Origin of the sequence: Hahella sp. HNIBRBA332 (genome assembly GCF_030719035.1) — a bacterium.
In the GTDB taxonomy this organism is placed as follows: Bacteria; Pseudomonadota; Gammaproteobacteria; order Pseudomonadales; family Oleiphilaceae; genus Hahella.
In genome coordinates, this window is sequence record NZ_CP132203.1 from 143,530 (window position 1) to 156,149 (window position 12,620).

Genomic DNA, 12,620 nt, shown 5'->3' on the forward strand with positions numbered 1-12,620 from the left:
GCTTGTTTAATATCCAGACTGCGGATATTGTGTGCGGCTCAGTAGTCGTAATCAGAAGACGCAGTCAATCATGGACCTCACCTCCGTCGCAGACGGGTCTAAAAATACGCCGGGTAAAATTCTTCAGGTCAATCACGCTGGCGAGTTTGGAGCCATTAATATCTATCGAGCGCAGATTGCTATCGCACGTCTTACTGGGGCGAAACATCTGGGGCTTCTGGAGGAATTTTTACTCCACGAAAAAGAGCATCACCGCATCTTTGGAGCAGAGCTCAAGCGCCGGGGCATTCGTCACTGTCCCAGCCTTTGGCTGTGTGGCGTAGGCGGTTTTGTGTTGGGACTAATCTCCGGCCTGTTGGGCAAAAATTCAGTGCTGGCCTGCACCGCTGCAGTGGAAACCGTTGTTCTGAAACACTTGCGCGAGCAACTGCAGGCGCTTCAAAAACTGGGCGACCAGGCCGCCTATGACGCCGTAGCCAAGATCGTTATAGACGAAGAAGAACACCAGCAAGCTGGAATGGAAGCTAATCAGGACTGCACCTTCTATCGACCTTACTACAACATTATCAGGCAATGCACGGAAGCCGTAATCTGGATGGGAATGCGTCTGTAAATAACCAATGCGCTTTACGTTGCCTGGTTTGAATTCGGCCCACCCTAATAGGACGTTATGAGCGAAAAATATACAAGAAGGCAAGTTGTATCCGCACTGAAAATACCCGTAATAGTATTTATCAGTGTGTTCTCCCTGATCCTGTTCTTCGGCTTCATCATTCCGCTTTTACTCAAGTTGAAGCTTTCGTCATTCTCCTGGCTAGTATCCTGGAGTTTTTGGAAAGTCATCTTAATCATTATCGGCGTCCTTGCCGCACTGTATCTAGTGGGAATATGCCTCAACAAAGCGGATCAGTTCCTGAAACAACGCTTGCCCTTTAAGGCCTACGCCGCCTATCTGGCGTTTGGGCGTCTTATGCTGACGCTGATGTACGTGTTTGTCGGCGCTATGCTGTATCGTGGATATACAAGTGGAAGTGTTGAAGTCTATGTGGGGATTTTGATGTTTGTCTGTTTTACTTTTATGAATGCCTTTCGGGAGGTGGTTGAGATGGGAGATAAAAGGCAGGAGTAAACCGACCGGTGCTTTAGTGTTTGGGTAGCCATCGGCTTGTTAGGGATTATGTTATGAGTTTTGACAGCATAGTAGTTGATAAAACAGGGGTCTTGAAAAGCTATTACTCTAACTTGAGTTTATTATCTCCGTTTGATATTTCCCGTATTGATTTCATTCAATCTGCGCCTTATTTGGAAATAACGGGAACTCTAGGAGTTCCTCCTAATGCTTACAATAAGAAATATGGCGCAGCCTGTAGCGAAACCACAATCACGCTATGTTTATGGGGTATAGGTCAGGCAAATCGCACTATGTGGTTGAATAGTAGGCAGTAAATTCATAGAGTACGCCTCTTTTTCTCCCCTAATAAGGACTGTTATGGGCTCTTCTTTAATTGACGGCGTTAAACACCATTTCTCCAGCCTTTCTGATCCTCGTCGAGAGACGCTCAATATGCGGCATAATTTCTATGATGTTCTCACCATCGCGCTCTGCGGGATCATCTGTGGGGCTGACGATTGGGTTACCATCACTCGGTTTGGCGACGCTAAAAAAGAGTGGTTTGAGTCTTTTCTGGAGCTGCCCAACGGCATTCCCTCCCACGACACCTTCAACAACATCTTTGCGAAGTTAGATCCCGAGGCGCTAGAGACAAGCTTTCTATCCTGGGCTTCGACGCTGGCGGAGCAGATTCCAGATGATCAGATCGCAATAGACGGCAAAACGTTACGGCGCTCATACGACCGATCCTCTTCCAAACCCGCCATTCATATGGTTAGCGCCTGGTCGACAGCGAACGAACTGGTGTTGGGACAGGTGAAAACTCAGGAGAAGTCCAATGAGATCACTGCTATTCCTAAACTGTTGAAGGCATTGTCATTAAAAGGAAGTCTCGTCACCTTGGACGCGATGGGATGCCAGCGGGAGATCGTGAAGCATATCCGTCACGCGGAAGCAGACTATTTAGTGGGTGTGAAGGAAAATCAGGCCTCATTACACGATGAGATTCACGACCGGTACGTGGACGCTGAGGCTAAAGGCTTCGGCGAGGATTTTGTCGACTTTGTATGCGAACCAGGGCGCGTTGAGGATGAGAAGCGGCGCTGCCGCGTTTCAACGAATCTGGAGGGTCTGGAAAAGCAACAAAGTCGCTGGCAAGACCTGAAGAGTTTCATCGTCGTAGAAACAGAGCGAATGGAGTCAGGACAAAGAACGCTGGAGCGCCGCTTGTATATTTCGAGTCGAGAAGGCGATGCGAGATATTTCCTGAATGCGACGCGAAAGCACTGGCACATAGAGAACAAACTGCATTGGGTGCTGGATGTAGCGTTTAAAGAGGATGACTCGCGGCATCGCATGGGACACAGCGCGGAGAATTTAGCGGTGTTGAGACATATGGCGTTGAATTTACTGAAGAATGAGAAGACGGACAAAGGAGGTATAAAAACTAAGAGGCTACGAGCAGGCTGGGATCATGGTTACTTAAAAAAAGTGCTATCGGGCCTGGCTACTTTGTAGCCACATAGTGCGATTTGCCTGGGGTATAGGTAAACGAGACTGTAATTTAATTTGTGTATCTGCCTATCACTAGTACCCTATAGCGGGGTTAAGGATAGGTAGACAATGAACCAGAAAGAATTAGAAGCATTTGCCCGTGAGGCAGCCAAATCTCTGAAAACAGAAAAGGATCTCAACGAGTTCCGTCAGATGCTCACCAAGGCGACCGTGGAAGCCGCGCTCAATGCAGAGCTGGATGTGCATCTGGGATACGAGAAACATCAATCTTCAAATTCAGACAATAGCCGTAACGGCTATTCCAGCAAGACCCTCCGTACCGAGGACGGTCAGTTTGAAGTTAATACTCCCAGAGATCGTCAGGGCAGCTTTGAGCCTCTACTGGTCAAGAAGCAGCAGACCCGCTTCACCACCATGGACGACAAGATTCTCAGCCTCTACGCCAAAGGCATGAGCACCCGAGAGATCGTGGCCACCTTTAAGGAAATGTATGGCGCGGATGTCTCTCCCACCTTAATCTCCAAAGTCACGGATGCCGTGATTGAGCGGGTGGTGGAATGGCAGTCTCGTCCTCTGGATGCGGTTTATCCCATCGTATACCTGGACTGTATTGTGGTGAAGATCCGCCAGGATAAGCAGGTGATCAACAAGGCGATCTATCTTGCCTTGGGAGTGAATCTGGAAGGTCACAAAGAACTGTTAGGGATGTGGATCTCTGAAACCGAAGGGGCGAAGTTCTGGCTTAATGTGCTGACCGAGTTACAGAACCGGGGCGTGAAGGACATTCTGATCGCCTGTGTGGATGGTCTGAAGGGTTTCCCCGAAGCGATCAATACCGTGTATCCCCAAACCCGGATACAGCTCTGTATCGTGCACATGGTGCGCAATGCGGTGAAGTATGTGCCATGGAAAGACTATAAGCCGGTCACAACAGATCTGAAGCGGATCTACCAATCGGCCACCGAAGAGGAAGCCCTCTCAGAGCTGGACAAATTTGCCGAACGATGGGATGAGAAATATCCCCAGATCAGCCGATCCTGGCGGCTTCACTGGGAGAATCTCAACACTCTGTTCCGCTACCCGGAAGACATTCGCAGGGCCATCTACACGACCAATGCCATTGAGTCCCTTAACAGCGTCATTAGGAAAGTGATCAAGAAACGGAAGCTGTTCCCCACGGATGATTCCGCGAGAAAGGTGGTGTATCTGGCGATCATGGATGCGTCGAAGAAATGGACGATGCCGATCAGGAATTGGAAGTCAGCGCTGAACCGATTTATGATCGAGTTCGAAGATCGCTTAACGGAGTATCTTTAATAACCAGGCAGATACACAGAATTATTTACAGGGTCTAGGTAAACTGGAGTTTGATATTAATCCGGCATCGATATAGGCATTCTATGCCGCATATTTGATGCTTGACCAGAACATCCTTCGTCTACTCTATATATAACAGGGTCTGGATTTCCGTTGCAGATAAAAAAGTCAAATATCAACTCATCAAAAGAAGAAAAAACAAATGACTTTTTAGGGATTCTTATTCCCAATTCCTCTTCTTCTATTAAGTTATCCAATGAGTCTCTTAGGTTCAGTATGTCGGGATAAGATAAAATTAGCATGGAGCCAAGCTTCTCCATATTCTTACCACAGCAAAGAAGGAAGTTTTTATAACTATCTGGAAGTTGGACGGAAAACGACTTTTCTAGGTTTATAATATCGCAGGGCGCTGCGCCAATTAGCTCATCTGCGGTAGCTAACTCATTTTCGATAATTGCTATTTTAAATTCGCCTGGGGTCATGTTGGCTTTATTAACCCCCTTTTATCAATTTGGCCCAAATATCCTGGCGCATCTATATCCATTATTTTTGCTTGTTCTTTTGTCAGTCTGATTAAGAAGTTGTTAAGTCGAGGCGCATTCATTGATGAAAGAGCATGGTTGTCTTTTATTTCGCCAGATGTTTTTGAAAAATAAATATCTACGTTTAGAGACACAAGTAAACGTAAGGGTGAGCTTCTATCTGTCTCATCTTCTAACTGAAACCAGAGCGTAACTCCTCCTTTTAACCAGTTTTCAATGCCATCATTGCCTATTAGGCTTAAATCCAAGTCTGCCTCTACCTCTAAAATGTCGTGGTAATTGAGCAGGAAGTTTTCCAGTGATTCCTCACTGGTATCAGGATTAAACTGCGCAGCATCCTCTCCTACAGAGCTTGTCGTAATCGACAGATTTCCCAGTTTGGCAAAGTTGCCAAGAGAACTGAGTATGCTTGAGACAGATGCTCTAAGGAGAGTTTGCTTATCTAAATCACTACTTATAAATTCAGGGTGCATTACCTCTAGATCCCAGCATGCTAGCCCTATTTTGTAACGCCAAGTATTTGTTGGTAATTTGAATTGCATAGAGACTCCTTAACTTATGGATATTTCCGTGTTACTGTTTTGTCAGATTGTCTAGTCCACTCGGCAATCAGATTATTATTACTATATACTGATACTCTGTGTAAGCTGGAAGCTCTGTTGGAGTTGAAGTTTCCCTTTACTTGCCTCTCAATATCTTCTAAGTCAACATCCTTGGCAGCCTCTCCTCTCAATTGTATTTCAACCGCCCCCGTTTCGTTTAATCCTGATGCTTTTATCTGCTTGTTTGCCTTACTTATTTGGTCCTTGATATATCTATCATTTAAAGCTTCATCACGGGTCTTGATTTCAGTGATTTCATTGTCAACTCTATAATCAGGGTTTTTAACTGGTGTTGTATTTATTACTTGATTCTGGGTTTCTTTTAAAACTACAACAGTTTTATTGCTGCTAATCCAACGCTCAATAGCTTCAAGCTCACCGGTTGCACCAGGGTCTTCATTACCAGCCTCTTGCAGCATTTTTTCAAGAGCTTTTTCGTCTCCTGAAATTAGTGGGTTTGACCGTACTAGGTTGGCTCTATCTGCAAAGCTTGCTTTAGATTGAATGCTTGTTCTGGGCTTATCTGTGAGTTTATGGTCTCCTTCAGTTGGGCGGCCCATAGCCTTCCATACCTCAAAACTATCTTCCCCGCCATTTGCTACCCACATTCGATAATTTACGTCATCCTGAGGGTCGACAGGGAAGATTTTTCCGTATTCATCCGCTATCCCAACGATCACTCCATCTTGCGACCATATTTCGCCATCTGGGTAGACTTTGTATTGAGTGGCGGTCCCATTGGCGTCAGTACCAATCAATGTAAAGTCGTCTTCATTATAGGCGTATGATATATCTCCTTCACTCCATTCCTGGGTGAAGACGGAATTGTCTGTAATCAAAACGCCTGCGACTACTCCTGCTGTCGTACTGACTACCCTACCAAAGGCGCTAGCGATCCCTCTGAGAGATGTTGCCCATCTTGGGTCGTTAGCTGGAATTTTGCCAAACCCCTCAAGCTGTGATGGTAATGGCGTGCGAGTTGGCGTCAGCTCCATCGGTGGGGGGGAGGAAATTTTGGGAATGGCAGTGGAGGCATTACTTAATTTGCACTGCTGTACTCCACTGTCAATCTCATTTGGACTTTGTCTCTCTTCTGCAATTATTGCTTCAAGGTCTTTGACGCTCATAATGACAGCGCCTCCTCTTGTAAGGGGAGACTGCGGCAAAAGCGATATAGCGCTTCAACTCGGGAACTCTTAGAGCCTAGCTCCCAATTGTCAATAAAGCGCTTTCTGATCCACGAATGTTTAGGGTTCGAGAGAAAGTTCCAGCCGAAAGTTATGCAAGCACTTATGTAGTAGTAGGCTTCATGGCGTGCTTTCAAGCCTAATATGTTCATCTGTTGTAAAGCCATTTCAATACGTTGTTGTAACGTATTCAGGTCATAAAATTGCAGGCGTTGGGGATAACAGTCTTTAAAGTCTGTTGCAAGTTTACATATGAACTTTCGTCGTGGAATTTCAGCTAGGCGCTCGTATTGGTATTGGCTAATTTTCAGATAGATATCGTTGTTGCTAGCGGAATGTGCTGATGAGAGAGTTATGTCTGTTTGTCCAACCGAAGCGCCATCAAGGCTTCGTCTTGTTTGACGTAGGTTTTTGAAGTTGCGCTGGTAGCACAATGAATAGGCATCGTCTCTATCTTCCAGCCAGAATGATCCGATATCCCCCATAATCCTTTCTAACTGCTCTTGATCGCAGATTGGCAAGAATTCACGGAGGATGTTAGGGGAGTAATAACGAAACAACCACTTTTCATTATTCGGCCCGAGCACTCGGTTGAGTTTTCTAAAGTGATGGGCTAAGGCTCGGATTGGTTTATAGCTAGCAATGAATATACCCCAGTTTCTTCCCCAGCCTTTATGGAAATACCATTGTGTGAATGTATTTTCGCCAAGTTCGATCAGGTGGGGTGATGCTGCACGTAATGTGCTTCCGACATCGCGAAAGAGACACAGACTATCGTTATCGCTACGTAGAATTGCTTGATAAATTGAGTCGTCTATAGCGCAGTCCGCCAGTGCATAATAGTGACGATACCCAGGGCAACTACGTTGCAACTGCTGAAAGCGAGGGATTTCTCTCATTAACTCTTCTCCGGCGTCTAATCCTAAGCTGAGGAGGAACTGGTACAACACCCCTTTTCGGCTGGTTTGCAAGGGGTTACAAACTGAAATAAAGCAACTGAAATTGTAAATCTGGTGGCAACGGGACTGAATCGGTTATAAGGGCTAAGTCATTTGAAGTAAGGGGCGGGTCGGCTAAGCGAATCTTTCAAGTGAGAAAACCTCAAGCATCAGGATCATAATAAAAATAAGGATCGCCGTTTTCGTCAACGATACACTCATATACTCCGCGTGAATAGCGCTCCAGGTGGAGGTCTTCTTCTTTTGCACTGGCTGCTTCCATGAAGGCGTCCCAGTGTTTTTTATGTTGGGCGTGGCAGGCGTCGAACTGGGCTTCCACGGCTGAGATACAGACGGGATCGTCTTCGCCGCAGGCTTCGATTAAGTACGATTTCTGCAGCTTTTCTCCAGCCAAACCGATCAGGCCGTCGCAGCCTGTCAACAAAAGGCTGGCGAGTAATATGGCGGTTTTGTGGTGTGAGCGCATGTCTTCTCCTCTGATCGCAGGCCAAGTCCTTGAATTAGCCTTGTTTGAAGCGGGCATTATAGGGATGCTTCAGATACAGGAAAGGGTTTTGACCGACTTTGGCTGCGTTTATTGATCTGGATTGCGTCTATCCTCATTAAATCGATGTCAAAATATGGCTCCAATCTGCTATCGTTGCGCCCCTTGACGGCGTTCGGCGCTGGTCCAGGATTTCAATTCAGATGTGAGTGATAAGGTATGAGTACAGAACAGACATTGTATGCGCGTAGCGAATCAAAATGTGAACTTTGCGGCGCGACGGATAATCTCGGGATCTATGAAGTGCCGCCTGCGTCCGATGGTTCCGCTGACCAATGCATTCTGGCTTGTGCAGTTTGCCAGGGACAAATAGACGAGCCGGAGACCCTGGATGTCAATCATTGGCGCTGTTTGAACGACAGCATGTGGAGTCAGGTTCCCGCTGTGCAGGTAATGGCCTGGCGCATGCTAAAGCGTCTGAGCGCGGAGCCGTGGGCCCAGGATTTGAGCGACATGCTGTATCTGGATGACGACACGCTGACGTGGGCGAAGGCCACAGGAGAGGGAGAAGCCAAGGAAGAGGCGGTGCGTCACCTGGACAGCAATGGCGCTGTGCTGGAAGCGGGAGATACGGTCACCTTGATCAAGGACCTGGACGTGAAAGGCGCCAATTTCACCGCCAAGCGCGGAACTGCCGTGCGTGGTATCTCACTGGTGGCGGACAATCCTGAGCATATCGAAGGTCGGGTCAACGGCCAGCAGATCGTGATTCTCACCAAATACGTCAAGAAATCCAAATAAGTCGACGCATATGAAAACGGGGCGCCAGCCGCGCCCCGTTGTTACTCTCTGGACTCTGCACGCCCTTCTTTTCTCTGCGCCGCCGCGCTAAAGATTCTTGAACTCTTTATTGACGTTAAAGCGACTGGACGTGACATAACGCTCCATGGACTGCAGGCGCATTTCCAGCGCCCGCATACGCTCTTTGAGTTGTCGGGCGCGATCCGAGGCGCTTTCACCGTAATCAAACAAAGGGCGGCCATGGCTCGGCGTATGGCTGTTACGCGGCCGTTTTGCCAGTAGGACTACCCCTGCGATGTAAAGCAGAACGCCGAGGCTGCCGCTAAAAATGAAGACCGACAGCATGATGATGCGCGCCAGCCATACCGGTTGTCCGTAACTCTCCGCCAGGCCGGCGCAGACGCCGGCGATCCAGCCAGCGTCAGGGTCGCGATACAGGTTGCGGTTGTAGCCGTTTTGCTTGTTGGCTTCGCTCATGGCGTACTCCTTAATGATGCTGCGGACGGTCGTGACGGTTGTCGTAAGTGCGCCAGCCGCCGTGATCCGCATCTAGTATCGTTTCCAGCGCGTTGATGCGCTGCTCCAGGCGCTCCGCCGTTCTTAGCGCGCTTTCCAGCAGATCGCGTTCATCCTCTGACAGACTGCGGCGGATCTTGCTCTTGGTGCGGTAATGCAGGATCAGCCAGATCGGGGCGACCAGACTGAGAAAGATCACCGTCGGCACGAAAAAGAAAACCATGATGGACGACATTAGCTTTTACTCCCGCTATCGGCGCTCATGCGTGCTTTCAAGTCCGCCAGCGCCTGTTCTACCTTATCATTGCGCTCCAGCTCGGAAAATTCATCCATCAGAGAGCCGGTGCGGCCGAGATCATAGGACTCCACTTGCGCTTCCAGGTCATCCATTTTGCGCTCGTAGGCTTCAAATTTGTTGAAAGCTTCCTCCAGTTTATCCCGATTGCTGGAGCGACGGATATCCATGCGGGAGCGGGCCGTCTGTTCGCGCACCACCAGAGATTTCTGTTTGGCTTTGGCGTCGTCCAGTTTCTGCTGCAGTTGGGCGATTTCCTCATGCAGCACTTCGAGTTGCTCCTCAATCGCTTTCAATTCTTTGCCGGCGATCTGCAGGTTTTCTTCAATGGCGCTTTTTTCCGCCAGGGCGGCGCGGGCGAGGTCCTCGCGGTTTTTGCTCAGAGCGAGGCGGGCTTTGCCTTCCCAGTTTTCCGATTCCTGACGCAGGTAATCCATGCGCCGTTCCAGTTCTTTACGGTCAGCGATGACTCGGGCTGAGGTGGTGCGCACTTCGATCAGCGTTTCCTCCATTTCCTGAATCATCATGCGAATCATCTTGGCGGGATCTTCCGCACGATCGAGCAGGGCGGTCAGGTTTGCATTAATGATGTCGCCGAAACGAGAGAAAATACCCATAAATCAATCTCCTTTGCTGTGTCGCCTGCGCACTCTCTACAAGCGCGTCATGGCTTTTGAAGTCGGTTGTAACGTTACTTAAGCTATAGCGAGTCTTGTGCCAGTTTTTATAACTGACTGAAAATAATGGGTATTTGTAATTTTTTTGCGATATTTCCGCATTCATGGATTGTCTTTTCTGGTTTTAAAAGCTTATTTTTAGCTAAATTGGCTAATAAGTGGTTTTATGGATGGTCGTCGACAAACGCTGATTGGCGGTTCGGAAGAGTTGCATCGCGTGCTGCAGCAGGTGTCTCAGGTGGCCCCGCTGAACCGGCCTGTATTGGTGATCGGTGAGCGAGGAACGGGGAAGGAGTTGATTGCGGAGCGCCTGCATTACCTCTCTTCCCGCTGGGAGCAGCCTTATCTGCAAGTGAATTGCGCCGCGATGAGCGAGACGCTGTTGGAGTCTGAATTGTTCGGCCATGACGCGGGCGCTTTTACGGGCGCAACGCGGGGCAGGGCGGGGCTGTTTGAAAGGGCGGATGGGGGCACGCTGTTTTTAGACGAGCTGGCGACCGCTTCCATGCAGGTGCAGGAAAAACTGCTGCGGGTGATTGAATACGGCCGCTTTGAGCGCGTCGGCGGCAACAAGACGCTGCATGTGGATGTCAGGGTAGTCGCGGCCACCAATGCGGACTTGCCCTCCATGGCGGCGGAGGGGCGCTTTCGCGGTGATTTATTGGATCGTCTCGCCTTTGATGTCATTAGTTTGCCGCCGCTCCGTTTTCGCAAAGACGATATACGTGAGCTGGCCGAGCACTTCGCGCTGAAAATGAGCATTGAGCTGGGGTATGACTGGTTCGCTGGTTTTGCGCCCGAAGCGATGGCTCAATTAATGAATTACCAGTGGCCGGGCAATGTGCGCGAGCTGAAAAATGTCGTCGAGCGCAGCGTCTATCGACATGGCGCCCAGGAACAAATGCTGAGGGAAGTGGTTATCGATCCCTTTGAGAGCCCTTGGCGACCATCAGCGACGGCGTCTGTCGAAGAGAAGCCACAGTTGGCTGAGTCAAGGGTCGTGCAGCCTGAGGAGGAAACAACAAGGGGGACTGATAATCGGGATTTGCGCAGTCGCATGGCGCATTTCGAGCAGCGCCTGATCGCAGAAGCGCTTGCCGCTAATCAGTTTCATCAGAAGCGGGCGGCGGAGGCGCTGGGACTGACCTACCATCAACTGCGCGCTGCGTTACGTAAGTATCCTCAGTTGCTGGGCGGCGATGACGCGTCAGAGCCGTGAACCGTGCTGAACAGCTTCGGGTCGTCGCCGAAATACTTCTTGCGCAGGCTGTCGAACCCCCCTGACGCTTTGAGCTGGTCAAGCGCATCGTTCCAATCCTGCACTTTGACGTTAGGAGAGTTCTTACTGGCGGCTATCCATAGGGGGAGTGTCTGCAGCGGTTGCCCGTATTGCAGGTTCTGCGAATACTCTCCTTGCTTCCAGCCCAATATGGCTTCGGGCTTAGCGGTGTAGATGGCCTTGACCTGATCATCGGCCAGGGCTTCGTACAACTGCTTGCCGGTAAGCGCGATATAAGGCACGTCCTGCGCTTTGAGCATTTCTTCCTGTGGCGTACCGATGATGACGCCGATCCCGCGCATTTCGCGGGCGGTGTGAAAGTCGTTGATGGGTGGACGGCCTTCCTTGGTGATGAACATCACGGGCACATCGAACACTTTGCAGATCCAGGTGTAGTTGGGTTCCCTTTCCTCAGTTCGGCTAAGTGGAAAGATGACTGCGTTGGGGGTTTTTATGGCCAAATACTGGGCCCGGTTCCATGGCAGAAAGTTGGCGCTGACCTTCAGCTTCATCACCTTGTTCATTTCTCCCACCACCTCCATCAGAAAACCGGGAGATTGCGCTGATTTACTGGTGTAGATGGGTTCATCCTCAAGGTAGAAGACGACTTCGTGATCCGCCGTTGCAGTAAAACTCAGTAGTAAAAGCAGGAGCAGCGTCAGAAATCGCGGGCGTTGCTTTGGTGGTGACATGCTGGGGACCCAAAAAAAAGTGTGTAGTCAGCGCTCGCCGAACCCTGCTCAAGGTATAGCAAAGAAAGGGGAGCGCTGCAAAATCCGTTGAGTTTAAGACTGCGTGCGTGTATCAGGCATATTGAGATAAATCATGGTGACGCCGAGAATAACCGTGAAGCGGAACGCGCCCTGTTGCCCATTCCAGGTCTTGGATTGCCACATCAAAAACCATTCCCCGCCAATAGCGATAAAGCCAGTGAACCAGAGGATCACGCCTAGAGTCAGGCCCAGAATGGCCAGCCCTTTGGCCTGATTGAATTGCTCGACGTCTCTGACGTTTTGCAGCAGACGATAGCCGCCCATCCAGCACAGAATCGCAACCAAAGACTCCGTTGCGATGATCAGGGCGTATGCGCTGTGGTGAATCACGGGAGACGTCAGCGCGCGCCACATGCCCTGATTGTCCGGGAAGGTGGTGTCCATGCTTAATACGTGGGAGACGAAGGCGAAGTTGGAGCCATAGTCCGTCAGATTGTTGAAAGCCACCAGGGTGGCGAATATAGCGGCGGCCCACACCAGGGCGATTTTGGAGTATCGTGTGTACATACTGTTCCTTAGTAGTTACTTCTGGTCGCAGCTTGCGGTTTCCGGGCATACCGCG

At 49.5% G+C, this 12,620-nt stretch carries 17 protein-coding genes; 7 read left to right on the forward strand and 10 right to left on the reverse strand.

The features are described 5' to 3' along the window. Window positions 1-31 precede the first annotated feature (31 nt). The 5 genes from O5O45_RS00765 to O5O45_RS00785 all read left to right on the forward strand — a co-directional run bounded on the left by O5O45_RS00765 (window position 32) and on the right by O5O45_RS00785 (window position 3,943). Window positions 32-613, forward strand: a complete 582-nt coding sequence (locus tag O5O45_RS00765) for a demethoxyubiquinone hydroxylase family protein (RefSeq protein WP_305903408.1) — start codon at window positions 32-34, stop codon at window positions 611-613. Window positions 614-670: 57 nt separating this feature from the next. Then, on the forward strand, window positions 671-1,129 hold the full coding sequence (locus O5O45_RS00770) for a hypothetical protein (protein ID WP_305903409.1): 459 nt from the start codon (window positions 671-673) through the stop codon (window positions 1,127-1,129). 53 nt (window positions 1,130-1,182) lie between these two features. Further along, on the forward strand, window positions 1,183-1,446 hold the full coding sequence (locus O5O45_RS00775; RefSeq protein WP_305903410.1) for a hypothetical protein: 264 nt from the start codon (window positions 1,183-1,185) through the stop codon (window positions 1,444-1,446). A 43-nt stretch (window positions 1,447-1,489) separates the two neighbouring features. Continuing rightward, entirely contained in the window at window positions 1,490-2,629 is a 1,140-nt protein-coding gene (locus O5O45_RS00780; protein WP_305902572.1) for an ISAs1 family transposase, read from the forward strand. A gap of 105 nt (window positions 2,630-2,734) precedes the next feature. Then, the gene (locus O5O45_RS00785; RefSeq protein WP_305900391.1) at window positions 2,735-3,943 is read left to right on the forward strand and encodes an IS256 family transposase; all 1,209 of its coding nucleotides are present in this window, start codon (window positions 2,735-2,737) and stop codon (window positions 3,941-3,943) included. 56 nt (window positions 3,944-3,999) lie between these two features. Here the strand turns inward: O5O45_RS00785 and O5O45_RS00790 are convergent, their stop codons facing one another. The 5 genes from O5O45_RS00790 to O5O45_RS00810 all read right to left on the reverse strand — a co-directional run bounded on the left by O5O45_RS00790 (window position 4,000) and on the right by O5O45_RS00810 (window position 7,699). After that, window positions 4,000-4,425 carry an SMI1/KNR4 family protein gene (locus O5O45_RS00790; protein WP_305903411.1) on the reverse strand — a complete coding sequence of 142 codons (426 nt, stop codon included), beginning with the start codon at window positions 4,423-4,425 and terminating at the stop codon, window positions 4,000-4,002. Continuing rightward, a complete protein-coding gene (locus O5O45_RS00795; RefSeq protein WP_305903412.1) occupies window positions 4,422-5,027 on the reverse strand; it encodes a hypothetical protein in 606 nt (201 codons plus the stop codon). The genes O5O45_RS00790 and O5O45_RS00795 overlap by 4 nt, the downstream gene beginning before the upstream one ends. Before the next feature lie 14 nt (window positions 5,028-5,041). Next, window positions 5,042-6,214: a hypothetical protein gene (locus tag O5O45_RS00800; RefSeq protein ID WP_305903413.1), complete on the reverse strand. Its 1,173-nt coding sequence runs from the start codon at window positions 6,212-6,214 to the stop codon at window positions 5,042-5,044. Then, window positions 6,211-7,173 (reverse strand): DUF4123 domain-containing protein, encoded by a 963-nt coding sequence (locus O5O45_RS00805; protein ID WP_305903414.1) that lies wholly within the window; start codon window positions 7,171-7,173, stop codon window positions 6,211-6,213. The genes O5O45_RS00800 and O5O45_RS00805 overlap by 4 nt, the downstream gene beginning before the upstream one ends. A gap of 202 nt (window positions 7,174-7,375) precedes the next feature. Continuing rightward, window positions 7,376-7,699: a hypothetical protein gene (locus O5O45_RS00810; protein WP_305903415.1), complete on the reverse strand. Its 324-nt coding sequence runs from the start codon at window positions 7,697-7,699 to the stop codon at window positions 7,376-7,378. Between the two features lie 237 nt (window positions 7,700-7,936). Between O5O45_RS00810 and O5O45_RS00815 the strand changes: the two genes are divergently transcribed. Further along, a complete protein-coding gene (locus O5O45_RS00815) occupies window positions 7,937-8,518 on the forward strand; it encodes a PhnA domain-containing protein (protein WP_305903416.1) in 582 nt (193 codons plus the stop codon). 87 nt (window positions 8,519-8,605) lie between these two features. On the opposite strand, the gene pspC is transcribed toward O5O45_RS00815, so the two are convergent. Genes pspC through pspA form a run of 3 tightly spaced genes read right to left on the reverse strand, consistent with a single transcriptional unit; the run spans window position 8,606 to window position 9,946 of the window. Then, window positions 8,606-8,995: an envelope stress response membrane protein PspC gene (gene pspC / locus O5O45_RS00820; protein WP_305903417.1), complete on the reverse strand. Its 390-nt coding sequence runs from the start codon at window positions 8,993-8,995 to the stop codon at window positions 8,606-8,608. Between the two features lie 10 nt (window positions 8,996-9,005). Then, a complete protein-coding gene (gene pspB / locus O5O45_RS00825) occupies window positions 9,006-9,269 on the reverse strand; it encodes an envelope stress response membrane protein PspB (protein ID WP_011399173.1) in 264 nt (87 codons plus the stop codon). Further along, window positions 9,269-9,946: a phage shock protein PspA gene (gene pspA / locus O5O45_RS00830; protein ID WP_305903418.1), complete on the reverse strand. Its 678-nt coding sequence runs from the start codon at window positions 9,944-9,946 to the stop codon at window positions 9,269-9,271. The genes pspB and pspA overlap by 1 nt, the downstream gene beginning before the upstream one ends. Window positions 9,947-10,172: 226 nt before the next feature. Here pspA and pspF point away from each other — a divergent pair, with 226 nt between their 5' ends. Further along, complete coding sequence (gene pspF, locus O5O45_RS00835; RefSeq protein WP_305903419.1) at window positions 10,173-11,225, forward strand: phage shock protein operon transcriptional activator; 1,053 nt, start codon at window positions 10,173-10,175, stop codon at window positions 11,223-11,225. On the opposite strand, the gene O5O45_RS00840 is transcribed toward pspF, so the two are convergent. Together O5O45_RS00840 and O5O45_RS00845 are read right to left on the reverse strand one after the other, a co-directional pair. Then, the gene (locus tag O5O45_RS00840) at window positions 11,189-11,977 is read right to left on the reverse strand and encodes a substrate-binding periplasmic protein (protein ID WP_305903420.1); all 789 of its coding nucleotides are present in this window, start codon (window positions 11,975-11,977) and stop codon (window positions 11,189-11,191) included. The two genes, pspF and O5O45_RS00840, sit on opposite strands and share 37 nt — an antisense overlap. A 93-nt stretch (window positions 11,978-12,070) precedes the next feature. Then, complete coding sequence (locus O5O45_RS00845; protein ID WP_305903421.1) at window positions 12,071-12,565, reverse strand: DUF2165 family protein; 495 nt, start codon at window positions 12,563-12,565, stop codon at window positions 12,071-12,073. Window positions 12,566-12,620 lie beyond the last annotated feature (55 nt).

Bases quoted from the DNA above. Each gene is read 5' to 3' on its own strand.
- O5O45_RS00775 (WP_305903410.1), top strand. From the start codon at position 1,183: ATGAGTTTTGACAGCATAGTAGTTGATAAAACAGGGGTCTTGAAAAGC.
- O5O45_RS00840 (WP_305903420.1), bottom strand. From the start codon at position 11,977: ATGTCACCACCAAAGCAACGCCCGCGATTTCTGACGCTGCTCCTGCTT.
- pspC (WP_305903417.1), bottom strand. From the start codon at position 8,995: ATGAGCGAAGCCAACAAGCAAAACGGCTACAACCGCAACCTGTATCGC.
- pspA (WP_305903418.1), bottom strand. From the start codon at position 9,946: ATGGGTATTTTCTCTCGTTTCGGCGACATCATTAATGCAAACCTGACC.
- O5O45_RS00790 (WP_305903411.1), bottom strand. From the start codon at position 4,425: ATGACCCCAGGCGAATTTAAAATAGCAATTATCGAAAATGAGTTAGCT.
- pspB (WP_011399173.1), bottom strand. From the start codon at position 9,269: ATGTCGTCCATCATGGTTTTCTTTTTCGTGCCGACGGTGATCTTTCTC.
- O5O45_RS00800 (WP_305903413.1), bottom strand. From the start codon at position 6,214: ATGAGCGTCAAAGACCTTGAAGCAATAATTGCAGAAGAGAGACAAAGT.
- O5O45_RS00795 (WP_305903412.1), bottom strand. From the start codon at position 5,027: ATGCAATTCAAATTACCAACAAATACTTGGCGTTACAAAATAGGGCTA.
- O5O45_RS00780 (WP_305902572.1), top strand. From the start codon at position 1,490: ATGGGCTCTTCTTTAATTGACGGCGTTAAACACCATTTCTCCAGCCTT.
- O5O45_RS00810 (WP_305903415.1), bottom strand. From the start codon at position 7,699: ATGCGCTCACACCACAAAACCGCCATATTACTCGCCAGCCTTTTGTTG.
- O5O45_RS00815 (WP_305903416.1), top strand. From the start codon at position 7,937: ATGAGTACAGAACAGACATTGTATGCGCGTAGCGAATCAAAATGTGAA.
- O5O45_RS00805 (WP_305903414.1), bottom strand. From the start codon at position 7,173: ATGAGAGAAATCCCTCGCTTTCAGCAGTTGCAACGTAGTTGCCCTGGG.
- O5O45_RS00785 (WP_305900391.1), top strand. From the start codon at position 2,735: ATGAACCAGAAAGAATTAGAAGCATTTGCCCGTGAGGCAGCCAAATCT.
- pspF (WP_305903419.1), top strand. From the start codon at position 10,173: ATGGATGGTCGTCGACAAACGCTGATTGGCGGTTCGGAAGAGTTGCAT.
- O5O45_RS00770 (WP_305903409.1), top strand. From the start codon at position 671: ATGAGCGAAAAATATACAAGAAGGCAAGTTGTATCCGCACTGAAAATA.
- O5O45_RS00845 (WP_305903421.1), bottom strand. From the start codon at position 12,565: ATGTACACACGATACTCCAAAATCGCCCTGGTGTGGGCCGCCGCTATA.